This window comes from Paraburkholderia hospita (genome assembly GCF_002902965.1).
GTDB classification, from domain to species: Bacteria; Pseudomonadota; Gammaproteobacteria; order Burkholderiales; family Burkholderiaceae; genus Paraburkholderia; species Paraburkholderia hospita.
Map to the genome: position 1 here is coordinate 1,751,353 of NZ_CP026106.1, position 16,910 is coordinate 1,768,262.

The 16,910-nt window shown below is 62.5% G+C and carries 17 protein-coding genes; 10 read left to right on the plus strand and 7 right to left on the minus strand.

Annotation, left to right across the window (positions count from 1 at the left end):
• The first annotated feature begins 138 nt into the window (after nucleotides 1-138).
• Both C2L64_RS26210 and C2L64_RS26215 read left to right on the plus strand, forming a co-directional pair.
• Nucleotides 139-1,023: a LysR family transcriptional regulator gene (locus tag C2L64_RS26210; RefSeq protein WP_007589820.1), complete on the plus strand. Its 885-nt coding sequence runs from the start codon at nucleotides 139-141 to the stop codon at nucleotides 1,021-1,023.
• A 120-nt stretch (nucleotides 1,024-1,143) separates the two neighbouring features.
• Complete coding sequence (locus C2L64_RS26215) at nucleotides 1,144-1,500, plus strand: hypothetical protein (protein WP_007589818.1); 357 nt, start codon at nucleotides 1,144-1,146, stop codon at nucleotides 1,498-1,500.
• Nucleotides 1,501-1,552: 52 nt separating this feature from the next.
• On the opposite strand, the gene C2L64_RS26220 is transcribed toward C2L64_RS26215, so the two are convergent.
• Complete coding sequence (locus tag C2L64_RS26220) at nucleotides 1,553-2,374, minus strand: SIR2 family NAD-dependent protein deacylase (protein WP_007589817.1); 822 nt, start codon at nucleotides 2,372-2,374, stop codon at nucleotides 1,553-1,555.
• 326 nt (nucleotides 2,375-2,700) lie between these two features.
• On the opposite strand from C2L64_RS26220, the gene C2L64_RS26225 reads away from it, so the two are divergent.
• Nucleotides 2,701-3,339, plus strand: a complete 639-nt coding sequence (locus tag C2L64_RS26225; protein ID WP_007589816.1) for a LysE family translocator — start codon at nucleotides 2,701-2,703, stop codon at nucleotides 3,337-3,339.
• Nucleotides 3,340-3,459: 120 nt separating this feature from the next.
• Here C2L64_RS26225 and C2L64_RS53390 read toward each other — a convergent pair whose 3' ends face one another.
• Nucleotides 3,460-3,921: a hypothetical protein gene (locus tag C2L64_RS53390; protein WP_158660537.1), complete on the minus strand. Its 462-nt coding sequence runs from the start codon at nucleotides 3,919-3,921 to the stop codon at nucleotides 3,460-3,462.
• A 128-nt stretch (nucleotides 3,922-4,049) separates the two neighbouring features.
• Here C2L64_RS53390 and C2L64_RS26230 point away from each other — a divergent pair, with 128 nt between their 5' ends.
• From C2L64_RS26230 to C2L64_RS26240, 3 genes are read left to right on the plus strand one after another with little or no spacing between them, the layout of a single operon-like run.
• Complete coding sequence (locus tag C2L64_RS26230; RefSeq protein ID WP_007589815.1) at nucleotides 4,050-4,859, plus strand: acetoacetate decarboxylase; 810 nt, start codon at nucleotides 4,050-4,052, stop codon at nucleotides 4,857-4,859.
• Between the two features lie 30 nt (nucleotides 4,860-4,889).
• Nucleotides 4,890-5,672 carry a 3-hydroxybutyrate dehydrogenase gene (locus C2L64_RS26235; protein WP_007589814.1) on the plus strand — a complete coding sequence of 261 codons (783 nt, stop codon included), beginning with the start codon at nucleotides 4,890-4,892 and terminating at the stop codon, nucleotides 5,670-5,672.
• 9 nt (nucleotides 5,673-5,681) lie between these two features.
• On the plus strand, nucleotides 5,682-6,935 hold the full coding sequence (locus tag C2L64_RS26240) for a DUF3734 domain-containing protein (protein WP_007589812.1): 1,254 nt from the start codon (nucleotides 5,682-5,684) through the stop codon (nucleotides 6,933-6,935).
• A gap of 99 nt (nucleotides 6,936-7,034) precedes the next feature.
• On the opposite strand, the gene C2L64_RS26245 is transcribed toward C2L64_RS26240, so the two are convergent.
• A complete protein-coding gene (locus C2L64_RS26245; protein WP_007589810.1) occupies nucleotides 7,035-8,504 on the minus strand; it encodes an alkaline phosphatase family protein in 1,470 nt (489 codons plus the stop codon).
• A 396-nt stretch (nucleotides 8,505-8,900) separates the two neighbouring features.
• On the opposite strand from C2L64_RS26245, the gene C2L64_RS26250 reads away from it, so the two are divergent.
• Nucleotides 8,901-9,398, plus strand: coding sequence for a helix-turn-helix domain-containing protein (locus C2L64_RS26250; RefSeq protein ID WP_007589808.1), 498 nt, complete (start codon nucleotides 8,901-8,903; stop codon nucleotides 9,396-9,398).
• A 2-nt stretch (nucleotides 9,399-9,400) separates the two neighbouring features.
• The gene (locus C2L64_RS26255) at nucleotides 9,401-10,732 is read left to right on the plus strand and encodes a type II toxin-antitoxin system HipA family toxin (protein WP_007589807.1); all 1,332 of its coding nucleotides are present in this window, start codon (nucleotides 9,401-9,403) and stop codon (nucleotides 10,730-10,732) included.
• A gap of 55 nt (nucleotides 10,733-10,787) precedes the next feature.
• Here C2L64_RS26255 and C2L64_RS26260 read toward each other — a convergent pair whose 3' ends face one another.
• Nucleotides 10,788-13,037 carry a phospholipase C/P1 nuclease family protein gene (locus tag C2L64_RS26260; RefSeq protein ID WP_039901726.1) on the minus strand — a complete coding sequence of 750 codons (2,250 nt, stop codon included), beginning with the start codon at nucleotides 13,035-13,037 and terminating at the stop codon, nucleotides 10,788-10,790.
• Nucleotides 13,038-13,335: 298 nt separating this feature from the next.
• On the opposite strand from C2L64_RS26260, the gene C2L64_RS26265 reads away from it, so the two are divergent.
• Nucleotides 13,336-13,809 (plus strand): NUDIX hydrolase, encoded by a 474-nt coding sequence (locus C2L64_RS26265; RefSeq protein WP_007589798.1) that lies wholly within the window; start codon nucleotides 13,336-13,338, stop codon nucleotides 13,807-13,809.
• Nucleotides 13,810-13,929: 120 nt separating this feature from the next.
• Here the strand turns inward: C2L64_RS26265 and C2L64_RS26270 are convergent, their stop codons facing one another.
• Nucleotides 13,930-14,238, minus strand: coding sequence for a superinfection immunity protein (locus C2L64_RS26270; RefSeq protein ID WP_007589796.1), 309 nt, complete (start codon nucleotides 14,236-14,238; stop codon nucleotides 13,930-13,932).
• A 56-nt stretch (nucleotides 14,239-14,294) separates the two neighbouring features.
• The gene (locus tag C2L64_RS26275) at nucleotides 14,295-14,573 is read right to left on the minus strand and encodes a hypothetical protein (protein ID WP_007589794.1); all 279 of its coding nucleotides are present in this window, start codon (nucleotides 14,571-14,573) and stop codon (nucleotides 14,295-14,297) included.
• A 327-nt stretch (nucleotides 14,574-14,900) separates the two neighbouring features.
• Here C2L64_RS26275 and C2L64_RS26280 point away from each other — a divergent pair, with 327 nt between their 5' ends.
• Nucleotides 14,901-15,842 carry an LLM class oxidoreductase gene (locus C2L64_RS26280; protein ID WP_007589792.1) on the plus strand — a complete coding sequence of 314 codons (942 nt, stop codon included), beginning with the start codon at nucleotides 14,901-14,903 and terminating at the stop codon, nucleotides 15,840-15,842.
• A 28-nt stretch (nucleotides 15,843-15,870) separates the two neighbouring features.
• Here the strand turns inward: C2L64_RS26280 and xth are convergent, their stop codons facing one another.
• Nucleotides 15,871-16,854 (minus strand): exodeoxyribonuclease III, encoded by a 984-nt coding sequence (gene xth, locus C2L64_RS26285; RefSeq protein WP_103153728.1) that lies wholly within the window; start codon nucleotides 16,852-16,854, stop codon nucleotides 15,871-15,873.
• Nucleotides 16,855-16,910 lie beyond the last annotated feature (56 nt).

Here is a 16,910-nt window from a genome sequence, read left to right on the forward strand (position 1 = left end):
AGCGTCGTTGTCCGGTTGAGATGAAAACGGCTGATTACTGGGTCACAGCCTGTGGAAAGCATGATCGCCTGGCTTCGTGATCGTAAAAACCAGTGATAAGCTGACAGTTGGTTCGGTTTTTCCGAAGTGAGGCCACGCATGCTCAATTACCGGCACTTGCACTATTTCTGGGTCGTCGTGAAGGAAGGCGGGTTTGCGCGGGCCGCCGAACGGCTCGACATGGCGGTGCAAACCATCAGCGCGCAGGTGCGCGAACTGGAGAAATCGCTCGGACATCAACTGCTGAAGCCCGCGGGACGCGGCGTCACGATGACGGAAGCGGGACAGGCGGCGTACGCGCGAGCGGAGGAAATCTTCCAGATCGGACGCGCGTTGCACGACGAAGTGCGCGAAGCGGCCAGCGGGACGGTCGCGCGCTTTGCGGTCGGCTTGACGGATGGCATTTCGAAGCTGGCCGTCCATGCCATTCTTGCTGATGTGCTGGACACGCCTTCGCTGCGGCTGCTGTGTCACGAAGGCGAAGCGGAAGATCTGCTGGCGGAACTGGCGCATCACCATCTGGATCTCGTGCTGTCCAGCCAGCCCGCGCCACACAACTCGAACCTGCGTCTATCCAGCGAGCGTCTGATCGCCTCGCCGATCGACTGGTACGGGCCGGCCGCCGTGGTGCGCAAGACGCATGTCGATCATTTCCCGCAATGCCTCGCGTCGCTGCCGGTGCTGCTGCCGACGGGGCACTCGTCGCTGCGCTCGCGCCTCGACCGCTGGTTCGAAGCCGAAGGCATCCGGCCACGCGTCGCGGGCGAGTTCGAGGACAGCGCGTTGATGGCGCTGTTCGCGTCGCGCGGCATGGGCGTGTTTCCGCTCGCGGCGTTTGGCGCCGAGCGCAACGATCCCATGCATCGCGGCTTGCGCTGGCTCGGCCGCTCGCCGGAAGTGAAGGAGGAAATACACGCAATCGTGTCGCGGCGCGGGCGGCATCATCCTTTGACGCAAAAGGTGTTGAGCGCGGCGCATCCGTGACCGTGTTCACCCCCACGAAAGAAGCTTCGGTTTTTCCGAAGCTGACGTTCCGTTATTTCTGCTTTTTCCTCGACACCTCCTCACCGTACTCTTGAGCCGTACCCACGAAGGAGGTGTCTCATGCAAGTCCTGTTCAAGTCCCGCGACCGTGAAGCCGTCCGTCTGCGCAGCTTCGCGCGCCAACGCATCCGGTTCGTGTTTCGCCGCATGGACTGGCTGATTTCGAAGGCGACCGTCAGCATGTCCGACATCAACGGCCCGCGCGGCGGACTCGATAAACGCTGTCAGGTGCAGGTGCAGACGCCCGATGCGACGCCTGTCGTCGTGACGTCGATTGCAAGAGACTGGCGAGGCGCGCTCGATCTCGCACTGGCCCGCGCGGCGCGTTCGATCATACGCAGGCAGCAGGCGCGCATCGCGACGCGGCGCATCAGTCAGCGCGAACCCGCGTGGACTACGCAACCTGATGCCGTGTAAGCCTTGCGGCATATAGGAGCACACGCGACGGCGCCCGATACGGCGCCGTCCGCTATGCCTTCATTGACCGATCGAGCAGTTCGAGGCCGTCGATCGCGCCTCGTGCAAGCCCGATCCCGTGATGCGGCGCGATGCCGAAATCGCGTGGATTGATGCGGATCACGCGCGGCCCGTTTTGCTCGCTGAAATAACGCACAGTCGGTATCGCCTTGCCCGCGCCGATTTCGATCACGACGAGGCGCTCGACCTTCGATAGCCACGCCTGTAGTCGCGCCTCCTGCTGCTCGGTGCGCAACGCAATCCAGTCGTAGTCGCCGAACATCAGAATGTTGGGCCGCGCCACGGCGCCGCACTTCGGGCAGCGCGGCAGGTCGCTCACGAGTTCGCAAGTCGATTCGTCGACCACGGGCTGCACGTCAGCGGCCGGCCATAGCCCGTCGTGGCAGACTTCCGAGCATTGCAGCATGTGAATGGAGCCGTGGCACTCGGCAATGGCTGCAGCGTCGAAACCCGCCGCCTGAAACTGCCCGTCGACGTTGCTCGTGAACACAGCAAGTCCGCGCGGCAGCGCCTCTGCCCAACGAAGCAGAATATCGAAACCCCGATGCGGCACCGTGCGCCGATACAGATCGAGCCGGTGTCCATAGAAGCCCCAGCAAAGCCGCGGATGCAGCGCCATTACACGCGGATTGGCCATGTCCTGAAAGGTCAACCGATGCTGCTTCAATGCGGGATACGCGCGCCAGAAACCCTCTGCGCCGCGATAGTCGGGCAGGCCTGAATCGACGCCCATCCCCGCCCCGGCAGTCACCAGCATGCCATCGGCCTCGCGCAGCCACGACACGGCGTGCCTGATTCGTTCGTTCTCGTCCATCGCGCCACTCTAGCAATTCGCCCGGCGATCGTCTTGTGAGCGATGCGGCGCTATCGGACAGTAGCGTCGCAGTGGCGCGTTCATGCACCCACGTTTTGGCCGTTCCCTTCCGTTTTGCCGACCGCAATCGAACCGGAGACGTGCGGCGGGCTGATCCGGCTCGCGCCCGTCAATCTGATCGCGCGCTCCCAAACGCTCGGGCCGAACTGAACGGCGCGCGCCTGGCAGGCGCGTTGCAGAGGTTGCGTGTTGCATCTATTCTTTCGGCACGCACATTTTCCTGGCCAGGCGCTCGCGCCGAAAGCCGCGCTCAAGGAGACCGTCCGATGTCCGCATCCGCCGCTGTATTCGCCATTCTCGTCGCGTTGCTGCTGGGCGCGATGATTCCCGGCCCGAGTTTCGTTCTCGTCGCGCGAAATTCGATCAGCCTGTCTCGCGGCGATGGATTGTCGACCGCGCTGGGCATGGGCATCGGCGGGATTTTCTTTGGCGGCCTTGCGCTCGCCGGTCTTTATACGCTGCTGGTCGCCGTCGAATGGCTGTATATCGGATTGAAAGTGGCGGGCGGTTTGTATCTGGTCTACATCGCGTGGAAAATCTGGCGCGGCGCGGCTCGCCCAATTGCGATGGACAACGCCGGCGTAGCACACAGCCGTAGCGCGAAGAAGTCGTTCTGGATTGGATTGACGACGCAGCTCAGCAATCCGAAGACGGCGATCTGGTACGGCAGTATCTTTGCCGCGCTGTTGCCGCAGCACCCGCCCGTCTGGTGCTATGTGGTGCTGCCGCCGCTGGTGTTCGCGGTGGAGTTCGGCTGGTACACGGTCGTCGCGCTGTGCTTTTCGAGCCGGGGCCCGCGCGAGGTTTATCTGCGCGCGAAAACGTGGATTGACCGGATCGCAGCGGGCGCCATTGCGGCGCTTGGACTGCGGCTGATCTTCGCGGCACGAAAAGCCGGTATCTGACTGGCGACAGCGTCATCAACCGCCGCGCGCGATAACGTGACGCGGCGACGCGTTGATGAACAAAGGGGAGTTCAAACTGAACTCCCCTTTTTTATGCGAAATGCTTAGCGGCGATACGCTTCAGCGAGAACCGCGCAGTGCTGCAGGTGCAAGTCGACAGCGCGGATAGCGAGTTCGCGCAGACGCGAAAGCCAGCTCGTGGACGGGACAGCGGCGGTCGTAGCTTGTTGCATGGCGGACTCCTTGTGCGGGTAACACCCTAGGTAATAACCCTAGTATATCCTTGCGCATGTCGCGCTGCAACAAAATCAATAACTTTTCCGAGATGTTGCGTTGCAGCCGCCTGCGGCCGAGGGCCGAACGAACCCGTTCGGCGTCAGTTCCCTTTCGCGTGAGTCGATTGGTTAGCTCACTAATCAATCCCATCAGATTATCTACAACACAAATCATCAGAATATCGACATATCTGACTTGCCAGCCATCAAATGCATGACATCCGTATTTCGTTTTCGCGTCATCGATATGTCGCTCACGAAAATAGCTTATGTCGATTTTCACAATGATTGACGGTTTATCGTCCATGCCCGACAGGCCGCTTCACTGTTGCGTGCAGACCAACGGTGTATTGGAGAAATTAATGTGATCCCGAAAAAACTTTTGCTCTAAGATTCGCGGTGCTCCAACAACGCCCAATGCCTAAGAGGAAGTTCATGGACATCAAATCGATTCGGCAATCCGCATTTGCGATGCCCGTTCACAATCCCGCCTACCCTCGCCCGCCGTTCCGCTTTCTCAATCGTGAGTACTTCATCATTTCGTACGAAACCGATATGGATGCGCTGCGCGCCGTGGTGCCGGAACCGCTGAAGCCGGAAAACGCGCTGGTCCATTACGAGTTCATTCGCATGCCTGATTCGTCGGGTTTTGGCGACTACACGGAAAGTGGCCAGGTGATTTCGGTGCGCGACATGGAAGGGCGTCTTGCGAACTACACGCACTCGATGTACCTCGACGACGAAGGCCCGATTGCCGGCGGCCGCGAAATCTGGGGCTTCCCGAAGAAGCTCGCGCGCCCCAAATTGGGCGTCGACGGTAACGACACGCTGCTCGGCACGCTCGATTACGGCACGCAACGCATCGCGACGGGCACGATGGGCTACAAGCATCGCATGATCGATATCGAAGCCGAACGCGCCAAGCTCGCCGACACGCCCAACTATCTGCTGAAGGTGATTCCGCATGTCGACGGCACGGCGCGCATCTGCGAACTCGTGCGCTTCTATCTGCGCGACGTGACGGTGCTCGGCGCATGGACCGGCCCGGCCGCGCTCGAACTGCATCCGCATGCGCTCGCGCCGATTGCCGATCTGCCCGTGAAGCGCGTGGTCGGCGCGCGGCATGTGATCGCCAATCTCACGCTGGATATCGGCGAAGTCGCATTCGACTACCTCGCGCCTGCGCAAGCTGAAACGCAGACCGCAAAGAAGTCGAATGACGACGCGCTCGAACTCGCGGTTTAACGCTCTCCACATTTTTCAAGGGAACACACAATGTCACTGCAAAACAAAGTCGCGCTCGTGACGGGTGCAGCAAGCGGTATCGGCGAACAATGCGCTCGCAAGCTCGCGAGCCTCGGCGCTGCCGTCGTGATTGCGGATCTGAATCTGGAGAATGCGCAGAAGGTCGCGTCGAGCATCGTCGAAGGCGGCGGCAAGGCGATCGCCGTATCGATGGACGTGACGAATGAAGAAGCTGTCAACGCGGGTATCGAGCGCGCGGTGAAGGAACTCGGCAGCATCGACGTGCTCGTGTCGAACGCGGGCATTCAGATCGTTGCGCCGATCGAGGAATACGCCTTCTCCGACTGGAAGAAGATGCTCGCCATCCATCTGGACGGCGCGTTCCTCACGACCAAGGCCGCCATCAAGCACATGTACGACAGCAAGCGCGGCGGCTCGATCGTCTATATGGGCTCGGTGCACTCGCATGAGGCATCGAAGCTGAAGTCGGCCTATGTCACCGCGAAGCACGGTCTGCTCGGCCTCGCGCGAGTCGTCGCGAAGGAAGGCGGTCCGCGCGGCGTGCGTGCGAATGTCGTGTGCCCGGGCTTCGTGCGCACGCCGCTCGTCGACAAGCAGATTCCCGAGCAGGCCAAGGCGCTCGGCATCAGCGAAGAGGAAGTCGTGAAGAACGTGATGCTGAAGGAAACGGTCGACGGCGAATTCACGACGGTTGAAGACGTCGCGAATACAGTCGCTTTCCTCGCGGGCTTCGAATCGTCGGCACTGACGGGACAATCTGTGATCGTCAGCCACGGCTGGTCGATGAAATAAGGAGAACGTATGCGCAGCGACACAAAGAACATCATCCCGCAGCCGGAACCGTTTGTGTTGCCGCGCTACGACGAAATCGCGCTCGTGCTGCAAGGCGGCGGTGCGCTCGGCTCCTATCAGGCGGGTGTCATCGAAGGACTCGCCGAGGCGAAGGTCGAGCCGCACTGGATCGCAGGCGTGTCGATCGGCGCGCTCAACACGGCGATCATCGCGGGTAATGCGCCGGAAAATCGCGTGGCAGCATTGCGCGGCTTCTGGAATGCGATCTGTCATCCGCTCGACTGGGTCGGCAGCGTGAGCGCGTGGACGCTGCCCGGCCTGGGCATGCATGACCTGTCGCGCAAGTGGGCGAGCATGTGGGCAGCAGGCCGCGCGCTGACGGAAGGCCAACCCGGCTTTTTCGCGCCGCGCTTTCCGTTGCCCATGGCGGGCCTCGGCAAGCTGGACCCGAGCCGCGTCAGCTATTACGACACGGCCGCCCTGCGCGCAACGCTGCTGCAATACGCGGATTTCGACCGCATCAACGATGGCGCCATCCGCGTGTCCGTGGGCGCTGTGAATGTGAGCACGGGCAATCTCACGTACTTCGACAACCGCAAGATGCGCCTTGAGCCGGAGCATTTCATGGCGTCGGGTGCGTTGCCGCCGGGTTTCCCGGCTGTCGAGATCGACGGCGAATACTACTGGGACGGCGGACTCGTTTCGAATACGCCGCTCACAGAAGTGCTGCGCGATTCGGATCACAAGGACACGCTGGTCTTTCAGGTCGACTTGTGGAGCGCGCGCGGCAATGCGCCGGGCGACTTCCCCGACATTTCCGAGCGAGCCAAGGACATCCAGTATTCGAGCCGCACGCGCGCGATCACGAACATGCTCGCCGAGCGGCAAAAGCACGCGCGCTTCATCAAGGAGCTGCTCGAACATGTGCCGACGTCGGTGCTGAAGGCGGACCCGCTGTTCAGTCTCGCCCAGCAGGCAGCGGACGGCAGCGCGATCAACGTCGTGCATCTGATCTACAAGAACAAGCCGTACGAAGGCCATTACAAGGACTACGAGTTCAGCGTGGACACGATGCTCGAACATTGGCAAAGCGGCCTCGACGATATCCGCGACTCGTTCTCGCATCGCGACTGGTTCGACGTGCCGAGCCGCGAACTGGGTTTCGTCACGCACGACGTGCACCGCCCTGCTGGGTCCGTGCCCGAGTCCGACAAGCAGCCGGTCGAAACCGAACTCGGCAAGCGACGCAAGGCAGCGGCTTGAGCGCTGCTGCTGCGACCCGGCGTGCGTCATGAATTGCGGCTCTGCGACACATATCGCAGAGCCGCAATGCCATTGAGCCGTGCAAATGCCGCGCAGAATTTACATGCCGCCGGGGAATCCTAGCGCGGTCGCTTTCGCGCGCAAGTCGGCAAAGCGTCCGCCGGGCGCGTTCGCCACTGCCACCTGAGAGTCCGAGGTGGACGGAACCTGCTGGCTGTGATCGACGCCGCCAAGCCCCGGAATGATCCCCGCTGTCGAGCACGCGACACCGAACGTGCCTTGCGTCACAGCAATCGCGGGCGCGTCGGTTCGCGCAGCGTCGGTGAAGTCGAGCGCATACGCCATGTTGAAGGTACTCGTGTCACTCGCACGCACGCCCAGCGGATCGAGGCCGAAGCGCCACGCAATCAGTTGATGAATCGAACTGGGATCGAACGGATAGCGCGACACCATGTTCGCGCGCACGCGCGGGCCGAACAGCATGCACGGCACGCGAAATCCGAGCCGGCCATCGTTGCCGACACCTTGCTCCGCAGTCGATACAGGCTTGATGGGCGGCACTGCGTGCTCCATGAAGCCGCCCCATTCGTCATACACGAGAATCATCAGCGTTGTGCTCCAGTTCGGACCGGTGCGCAGCGCGTCGTATATCTGGCCGAGCAGCACCTGGCCGTTGCGCACGTCGGCATGCGGGTGATCGTCGTTCGACGTGCCTTGCACCTCGCCCGCGAAACTCGGATCGACCATGCAGAACGACGGCAGATTGCCGGAGGCCGCATCCGAAAGAAATTCCGCGAACAGCTTCGAGCGGCCGACATAGCGTGAGCCATACAGCGCAGTGAACGGAACGTCGTGGAAGTAATACGTCGATGAGACGCTCTTTGCGTCGAGCCGGTCCCAGATGGTCGGCAGCGACGACGTATCGACGCTGTCGTCGAGGCGGTCGGTCTCGCCGCTATGCAGATAGAGGCGGTTCGGAAACGTGGCCGACAGAATGCCGCTCATGTAGTAGTCGCAGACCGTGTACTGCGTGACGGCGCCGCGGTAGAAGTCGAGATCGCTTGCACCGAAATAGCCGATGGGCAGCAGGTCGCCGCGCAAGAGGCTCGTGCCCGGCGTGAGCAGAAAGCCGTTCATCGCGCCGTTGGCAAGATGCGTGCGCCCTGCGCTGTACAGATGGTTCGGATCGGAGAAACTGCACGCCTGGAACCCGTACGCGGCATTCGACGTCAACGCGAACGACGATTGCGTCTGACCGAATGCGTCAGTGAACTGGCGGGCCTGCTGATGCTCCGCGTTCGGCACCCAGCCCAATATATGATCGAACGAACGGTTCTCCATCGTGACGAGCACAATGTGATCGATGCCCGACGTGGCGGGAGCCGGCAGCGCTGGCCGTGGAAGACTGGCACGATCGGGCGGAATGCCGTTCGTCGAACCCGTGCTGCCCGACGATCCGCCGCCACCTCCCCCGCCACAAGCCGACAACGCGACACTGCCCGCGAGCGCCGCCAGGATCTTGCGGCGCGTGGCATCGGGCGCATTTGAAGTGTGTGAATCGCTGCTCATGGCCTCACCTCCGTTGTTGTAAATATCGGTCGGGTCGCCGTTGCCTGATCGCGCGGCGAGATCAGCCTTTGTCAGCACTTCATGTACCCGTACGTGACGGAATGCTTGCGCTGCGGCGCAGCGCGCATTGCATGCTGGGGTAAGCGCTTATCGTTCATCCCTGAGCGCTGTCACGCGTCGACGCGATGCGCGGCCAGCTTGCGAACCATTTTCAGGCGAGCTGCCCGTGGGTCCATCTATATACAGTTTTTAGACTGTATTTTTTATTTACAGTTTATAGACTGTATATTGCCAATACAGGCTTTGGTCTGTATTCTGTATCGACGGGGCAGCGCGTGCGGCGCCCGCGCCGTGCCGAAGTTCTACCCGCATCAATCCGTCTCCTCGAGGCCAGCCGTGGACTATTCCGTCAAGACGCTCAGCCAGTTGCGCCCCGTTCTGCGCGGCTTTCGCAAAGCCGCAGGACTCACGCAGGCCATGATCGCCGAGCGGCTCGGCATCACGCAGCAAAGCTATGCGCAGTTCGAGGCAGACCCGGCCGCCGCCGGGGTCGAGCGGCTCTTCAAGGTTTTGCGGCTGCTGAACGCCGGAATCACGCTCAGTCAGGACGAGCCTTCGCCCGCAAACGCGGCGCCCGTGGCAAAGATGGCGTCGTCGAACCGCCTCGCCGCACCGGGCCGCAACGCGCCGAAGACAGCGCCGCGCAAGCGCGCAGCGAAACCTGCAACCGAGCGCGACGCGCCCGCTCTCAAAGCGGAAAAACGCGCGCCAACAGGCGCGGCCGCGCAAGGCACCCGACAAGCGCCGCGCAAGCCCGCTGCCACGCCGGATGGGCGTGCTTCGGCACGAGCCCCCGGCACGGCAAGCACGCCGAAGAAACGGGAGCAGTGGTAAGCATGGGACGCCGTTCACAGACTCAACGCCTCGACCTGTGGATGAACGGCCTCGCCGTCGGCTACTGGGAAAAGTCCAGCGGCAGTGAGCGTCTTGTCTACTTCGACGACTGGATCGCCGACGAACAGGGCCGTTCGCTGTCGCTGTCCCTGCCGTTCACGCCTGGCAATCAGCCGTATCGCGGTGCCGTCGTGTCGGCGTTCTTCGACAACCTGCTGCCCGACAGCGAACCCATCCGGCGCCGAATGGCGCAGCGCTACAGGACGGGCAGCACGGCACCGTTCGATCTGCTCGCCGCGCTCGGGCGCGATTGCGTCGGCGCGATCCAGATGCTGCCGCCGGGTGAAACGCCGGCCCACCTCTACCGCATCGCCGGCGACACGCTGACGGGCGATGACATCGCGCGGCTGCTGCGCGACACGACCTCGGCGGCGCCGCTCGGCCAGCGCGACGAGGCAGCCGACTTGCGCCTCTCCATCGCCGGTGCGCAGGAAAAGACGGCGCTGCTACGGCACAAGGGCCGCTGGGTGCTGCCCGCGGGCAGCACGCCGACCACGCATATCCTGAAGCTGCCGTTGGGACTGGTCGGCAATATGCGCGCCGACATGCGCACGTCGGTGGAAAACGAATGGCTGTGCTCGAAGATCGTCGCCGCCTACGGTCTGCCCATCGCCGCGTGCGAGATCGCGCAGTTCGGCGATCAGAAAACACTCGTCGTCGAGCGCTTCGACCGCAGGCTGTCGAGCGACGCAACGTGGATCGTGCGTCTGCCGCAGGAGGACATGTGTCAGGCGACAGGCACGCCGCCCATTGCGAAATATCAGGCCGACGGCGGGCCGGGCATCGACGCCGTGATGCACATCCTCGCCGGTTCGGACGATGCCGCCGAAGACAGCGCGCGCTTCTTCACGACGCAGCTGATCTTCTGGCTGCTCGCCGCCACCGACGGCCACGCGAAGAACTTCAGCATCACACATCTGCCGGGCAACCGATATCGCGCGACGCCGCTCTACGACGTGTTGTCCGCGCATCCCATCATCGGGCGCGGCGCGAACCGTATTCCGATGCAGAAGGCGAAGCTGGCAATGGCCGTTCGCGGCACGAGCAATCATTATCTGATTGGTCAGATACTACGGCGGCATTGGATCGCGCAAGGTCAGCAGGTCGGCTTGTCGCCGGATGATGTCGACGAAATGATCGCCTCGGTCACGCACGCCACGCAGCACGTAATCGATGCCGTCGCCGCGCAACTTCCCTCGGGCTTTCCGGAAGATCTGGCGTCGGCGATCTTCGACGGCATGTTGAAACACAGCAAAAAACTCGCCGCCGCCTGATCCAGAAGCGGCGCGCGCACACCCACATACACGCGCGCCGCCCGAGCGCAATCCATCAGCCGATCACCGGCCCGATCTTGTCGAGCGTCAACGAAGGCAGGAACGCCTTGTCCTGATACACCTTTGCAAGCGCTTGCTCGCTGATTTCCCGCGCGCCGGCCGGCAGCGACGTATCGGCGGCGGCATACGCGGCTTCCCACATCGCGGCGAGATAGCGCGCGCCTGCACCCATCAGCTTCGCCGTGTCGGCGCCGAACGCATCCCACAGACCATCGACGACACGCGCCGAACTGCCGCCGCCCAGCCGGATGTACTCGTCGATCAGCGTGGATGGCGGAAGAATCGTCGCCGCCTCGGCCATCAGCGTGACGGTTGCGAACGCGGCATCGCGGCCGTTGTCGATCTTTGGGATCTCACCTTCGAACGCTTTCGCCTGCGGCCCGATCTGCGGCAAAAGCTCGTCCGAATGACGGTCGACCATCTTGTCTTCGAAGGTCGCGTGCACGCCCTTGCCCGGCCACTTCTTCGGCGTCGCGCCGGGCGCGTCCTTGTAGCCGTCCGAGTGATACGAGCCATGCAAAGGCTGGCACGCGTCGCCGACGTAATGCGCAAGCACGCCCGCCGCGCACAGGAACTTCGTGTCGTTACGCGCCTTCAACTGCCTCACCATCTCGTCGAAAATCTGCCACACGCGAAATGGCAACAGACCTTCGTAGCGCGCATCGTTTTCGCCTTCATCCGCATACCACTTCGACCACACCGCGACGCTCATGTTGGCAATATTGCCGAGCGTCACGTCGCGCAGCGTCTTGCCGTCGCCGTCGGGCTGATCGATGTCCGCGTAGTGATTAGGATGCTCGGGGCCCGCGTTCTGCGCGTAGTCGCGTCCGCCCGGCACGCGGCTGGGCACCTTCTTCCATACGAGGTCGGGCACATCGGCGAGTTCGACGAAATCGCCGCGCGCAAGCTTCTCGCGAATCTGCTCCGGCGTGAGTTCGTCCGGACGAAAGCTGATCCGCTCGACATTCGCGTCGAGAAAATCGTGCAGCGGGCCCGGCTTCACCGACTGGATTGCCGCCGTCGCGATGCTGTAATGGCCCGTTTGTCCCCAGTACGGATTCGCGCCGACGTTGTGCGCGCGCACGAGGTCCACGTCGAGCAGCTGGCACGCCGTGCTCAGGCCTGTCGCTAGCGCATAGTTCAGACGCTCGCCATCGTCGCTTGCAAGTGACTGCCCGCCCCATTCGATCGCGAGCGGAGTGAGACGGCGCTCGCCGTCGCCGGTTGTGTTCGCAGGCGAGGTCAAATACCACAACGTCCCCGAGTCGCCGGGCTGCGTCTGCGGGCTGCCGTTCGCGGGCGCGATCAGAAACTGCGAAACATAGTCGTAGCCCGCAAGCGACTTGTGCCGGTAGAACAGCGCCTTGATCGTGCCGTCGAGCGCGCCCGATGCGCTGCCGAATGCCGTCAAGGGCTGATCGATCAGTTGCAGGCTCAGACTCAGCTCGTTGATATCCGCGACATTGCCGATGCTGCCTTCGATGCCGAACGGTTGACTCGACCAGTCATTCGCGTCGTGCACTTCGATTAGCCCGATATCGAGCGTGAGGAAGCTGCGACTGCCCGCAAACTCGGGAAATACCACGGTGAAGGGTTCGCGCGTCAGCTGCCGGTCCGACGCAATGCCGACTTCGGCTACCGCGCCGCGCAACAGCGCCTTCACGGGCGAGCCGGGCTCGCCGCATACATGACGATTGGTGAGTGCGTATGTCGTGTGGCCGTCCGTGACGAGGCAGCCGACGCTCGCCGTGCGCTCGATGCCCTGTGCATCCGCGATCAACGGACAGCCGCCGCCGATATACGTCGACGGCCAGCGTGCATCCGCCGGCGCGCTGGCGGCTGGCACCGTCGGCTCGACGGCGACCACGCAGACGGGCACCGCGCGGCCGTCGGGCATGTACAGCGTGCGCGGCACCATATGATCGGGGTCGACCTTGCCATGCCCGAACTCGGTCGTGTCGACCCAATCGCGCACCAGCACGATCACGGCAGGCCACGAATACGGACGCACTTCGGAGTTGTCGAACGTGCGTACGCCCTTCGCTTTCACGCGCGTCTCTGCGTCACCATTCGCGCCGCGCTGCTGATCCGGCCACGGTTCGTCGTTTCGAATCAGATACAAACCAACGGCCGTACCGACGACATTCGGCTTGTTCGACAGATGCCAGTGATACAGATCGCGCGCTTCGAGCAGATCCTTCAACGACAGGCTCTGAAAATTGTGCTGCGTGGACAGTGGATTCATCGATTCACCTCGACGCTCGCCGGTCGTATCGGCCGGCCGTTGCAGGCACGCCGCCGTGCCGCACGGTGCAACGCATGCTGCGTGCATGACATGCGGCGGCGGCGCGTGGTCGCGTACAAGGTTCTCCGATGGATATGACAGCGTTGGGTCATTTTTGGTGAGTGCTGTCATCAAGATGTCACGTCCGATACTCAACATCGGCGGACAATACGGGCGAATGGCGGCTGAGAGCGCCATCGCATCGCGCGGCATGGGACGTGCTAGCCCTGCTTTCGCGTCCCTACATGGAAGAGACACTGTGAAGCAACGTGCGACTGTCGTGTGCCTGATGGGCACGCGCATTCTGCTGGTCGGCAAGGCCAACTCGCGCTGGTCGTTGCCAGGCGGCAAACCCGACGCCGGCGAGACGTTCGAAGCCGCCGCCGTGCGCGAACTGATGGAAGAAACGCGCCTTGAGGCGAAGGGTATGCAATACCTGTTCGAGTTCGCGGGCGCGCGCACCTGTCATCACGTGTTCGCCGCGCATGTCGACGAACGTCAAACCCCCGTGCCCAGCAATGAGATCATGCGTTGCACGTGGGCCAAGGTCACCGATATTTCGGATCTGGATACCAGCGTTTCGACGCGCGGCATCGTCGACGTGCTCGCGTTGAAACGCAACTACGACCCGCGCGTACAGAGCCGCTATCAACGCGCCGATGCGTTCGTGCAGAATCTGCGCGAGGCCTTGCAGGACGTGCGGCTGCGAGGATGGACGCCGGCGCTGTGGTAGCCCCGTTTCAGATGTGCTCTCTTTAATTTAGTTCGATATCCGTATTAATTTTAGGCGGACATTTCAAAACAAAACCGCCGGCCTGACACAGACCGGCGGTTTCATCGATTCAACCTCTTCTTACGCGGATAGCGTCGACTGACGTCGCGCCGCGCGCGCCCGGCGTGAGCGCGCGACGATCTTCGCGATCGTCACGCGGCCCAACGACCGACGTGTGTTCGATGCGAGATTCGCGAGCCGCTTGTCGCTCACGCGATGACGCGCCCACACGAACGCCGCAATCCAGCCAATCACGGTCCAGCCGAACAGCACGTTGAAGATCGTCAGCGCGAATGCATCTTCACGCTCGCGCGCATCGGCGACGATGGCGGGCAGAAAATACACGACGACGGCCGCCAGCAACACCAGTCCTTCGAAGAATGCTCTCATGGGATCACCTCCTGCTTCTCTTCTGCGCGGCAAGCTTTGCCCGCCGCGCGCAGCGATCAATGACCCTTGAACACGTTGACGTCGTTAGCGGCTTGCGCCGGCTGACGGCTGCCCGATTCCGACGATGCGCCCGTCACACCGCCAACGGCCTCGTTTGCAGCCGTAGCCTGATTGCGTTCGGCGGCGAACGTCTGAGCGCTAACGCCGCGTTGCGAAGCGGGTGCGCCAACGGACGGACGATAAAACGGCGCCGGACCATAACCCGACGCAAAAGCGGGAGCGGCGACAGCGGCGGACACGGCGACCAGCAAGGCTGCGATAAGGCGGGTTTTCATGACGTAACTCCAGAGAATGTTGAATCAGAGAGGCGTCGCAACCGGATGGATTTGGCGCGGCGTCGATTGAGAGTGAGTTTAGTCGAGCTCTATCGAATTTCTATGCTCATAGATTGAAATCACAGTTCCCAAATTCTGAACAATGGATGGCACGTACGGTCGTGCGGGAGCCTTTGCCCATGCGGTGCTCAGGGATGTTGTGTCCGGGAGTTGTCCCGTCGTTGTCCATTGCCCGGTGGGATTTACGGCGCGATGCTAGGATCGGCTTCCGTTGAATCGCCGTCATCGCGGGCCATCCGATGACGGCGGCAAAGCAGGCAACCACCGATGAGCACAGCCAAATCCACAATCGATCAGCGGGTATTTTCCGAAGGCCATCTGTCGATCGGGCTGACGCTGCCCTTGTTGCGCACGGGCCAGATCGTCGCGGACTTTCGCGAGCAGATCGAGCTTGCGGCGCTGGCCGATACGCTCGGTTTTCGCGCGCTCTGGGTGCGCGACGTGCCGTTGAACAGCGCCGACTATCCCGATCCCGTCGGGCATCTCGATCCGTGGGTACTGCTCGGCGCGCTCGCTTCGCGTACGACGCAAATCGCGCTTGCGAGCGGCGCGATCGTGCTGACCTTGCGTCATCCGCTGCATATCGCGAAGGGCGCGGGCTCCGTGCAGACGCTGTCGGATGGCCGTTTCATACTCGGCCTCGGCTCAGGCGACAGACCGCCCGAGTATGCCGCGTTCGGGCGCGATGCCGAAGAGCGGCGCGAACTGTATCGAACGCACTGGGAGACGGTCGCGGCTGCACTCGGCGACACGCCGCGCGTGATACCCGATCTGCGGCAGGAAAATGCACCCGAGTTCATGCTGCTGCCCCAGCCGCCGATGGCTGTGCCGATGCTCGCGGTCGGCTCGGGCGGACAGAGCGTCGACTGGATCGCGCGGCATTCGATCGGCTGGATGACCTATCACCGCGAGCCCGAGACGCAGCGCGCACGGCACAGCATGTGGCGCGCGGCCGTCGAGCGTCTGCCGGCGCCTGCGTTCCGCGCGTTCGGTGTCGCGATGCGGCTCGATCTGAGCGACAACGCGCACGAGCCGGCGACGCCGTTATCGCTGGGATATCGCGCGGGACGGCATGCGTTGCTGGCTGTGCTGGACGAGATGCGCGGAAACGGCACGCATCATGTGACGCTGAATCTGACCTCCGACCGGCCTGTGCGCGACGTGATGGAGGAAGTGGCTGCGGATGTTTTGCCGAAGTTTCACGGGTGACGCCTTTGTCGACTCGGGCAACGTGAAGTTATTTTCCGGTCTTCTTTGAAGCGGCTGCTGATTTCGTTCGGGCAGCGCTTCGTCTGGCAGCAGTTTTCTTCACTGCAGTTTTCTTCACTGCAGTTTTCTTCACTGCAGTTTTCTTCACTGCAGTTTTCTTCACTGCAGTTTTCTTCACTGCAGTTTTCTTCACTGCAGTTTTCTTCACTGCAGTTTTCTTCGCATTGACCGCGCGCCCGTCGAGATCGAGCACAACCCACGTGGGCGCATGATCGCTCGCATGCGGCTCGCCTCTCACCCAGCGGTCGACGCCCGCATCGCGCATCATCGCGGCGACAGGCTTGCTCAACAGCAGATGGTCGATGCGCAAGCCCGAATTGCGCTGCCAGTGTTGCCGGAAGTAATCCCAGAACGTGAAGATCTGTTCATCGGGAAAGCGCGTGCGCAACGCGTCCGTCCATCCCTGCTTCAGCAGCCGCGCGTAGCATTCGCGGCTTTCCGGTTGCAGCAGCGCGTCCTTGAGCCACGAGCGCGGGTTGTAGATATCGAAGTCGGTCGGCACGACGTTGTAGTCGCCCGCCAGCACGACGGGATGTCCGGAATCGAGCAGCTTCTTCGCGTAGACGATCAGCCGCTCGAACCACGCGAGCTTGTAGTCGAACTTCGGCCCCGGCTGCGGATTGCCGTTCGGCAGGTACAGACAGCCGATCAGCAAGCCATCTACAGCGGCCTCGATATAACGGCTATGCGTATCGTTGGGATCGCCGGGCAAACCGCGGCGGGTTTCGACAGGCTGGGCGTCCTTCGCGAGAATCGCGACGCCGTTCCACGACGTCTGTCCATGCCAGATCGCGCCATAGCCGGCGCGATTGATTTCAGCTTCGGGGAAGCCCGCGTCGGGCGCCTTCAGCTCCTGAAGGCACGCGACATCGGGCGCTTCCCGTTCCAGCCATGTGAGTAATGCTGGCAAACGCGAGCGAATGCCATTGATGTTGAACGTGGCGAGCTTCATGATCCATGCGCCGTCGCAAGTCGCATACCCTCGATAGAACGCTCACGCACTTCGCC

Bases quoted from the DNA above. Each gene is read 5' to 3' on its own strand.
- C2L64_RS26210 (WP_007589820.1), top strand. From the start codon at position 139: ATGCTCAATTACCGGCACTTGCACTATTTCTGGGTCGTCGTGAAGGAA.
- C2L64_RS26215 (WP_007589818.1), top strand. From the start codon at position 1,144: ATGCAAGTCCTGTTCAAGTCCCGCGACCGTGAAGCCGTCCGTCTGCGC.
- C2L64_RS26220 (WP_007589817.1), bottom strand. From the start codon at position 2,374: ATGGACGAGAACGAACGAATCAGGCACGCCGTGTCGTGGCTGCGCGAG.
- C2L64_RS26225 (WP_007589816.1), top strand. From the start codon at position 2,701: ATGTCCGCATCCGCCGCTGTATTCGCCATTCTCGTCGCGTTGCTGCTG.
- C2L64_RS53390 (WP_158660537.1), bottom strand. From the start codon at position 3,921: ATGGACGATAAACCGTCAATCATTGTGAAAATCGACATAAGCTATTTT.
- C2L64_RS26230 (WP_007589815.1), top strand. From the start codon at position 4,050: ATGGACATCAAATCGATTCGGCAATCCGCATTTGCGATGCCCGTTCAC.
- C2L64_RS26235 (WP_007589814.1), top strand. From the start codon at position 4,890: ATGTCACTGCAAAACAAAGTCGCGCTCGTGACGGGTGCAGCAAGCGGT.
- C2L64_RS26240 (WP_007589812.1), top strand. From the start codon at position 5,682: ATGCGCAGCGACACAAAGAACATCATCCCGCAGCCGGAACCGTTTGTG.
- C2L64_RS26245 (WP_007589810.1), bottom strand. From the start codon at position 8,504: ATGAGCAGCGATTCACACACTTCAAATGCGCCCGATGCCACGCGCCGC.
- C2L64_RS26255 (WP_007589807.1), top strand. From the start codon at position 9,401: ATGGGACGCCGTTCACAGACTCAACGCCTCGACCTGTGGATGAACGGC.
- C2L64_RS26260 (WP_039901726.1), bottom strand. From the start codon at position 13,037: ATGAATCCACTGTCCACGCAGCACAATTTTCAGAGCCTGTCGTTGAAG.
- C2L64_RS26270 (WP_007589796.1), bottom strand. From the start codon at position 14,238: ATGAGAGCATTCTTCGAAGGACTGGTGTTGCTGGCGGCCGTCGTCGTG.
- C2L64_RS26275 (WP_007589794.1), bottom strand. From the start codon at position 14,573: ATGAAAACCCGCCTTATCGCAGCCTTGCTGGTCGCCGTGTCCGCCGCT.
- C2L64_RS26280 (WP_007589792.1), top strand. From the start codon at position 14,901: ATGAGCACAGCCAAATCCACAATCGATCAGCGGGTATTTTCCGAAGGC.
- xth (WP_103153728.1), bottom strand. From the start codon at position 16,854: ATGAAGCTCGCCACGTTCAACATCAATGGCATTCGCTCGCGTTTGCCA.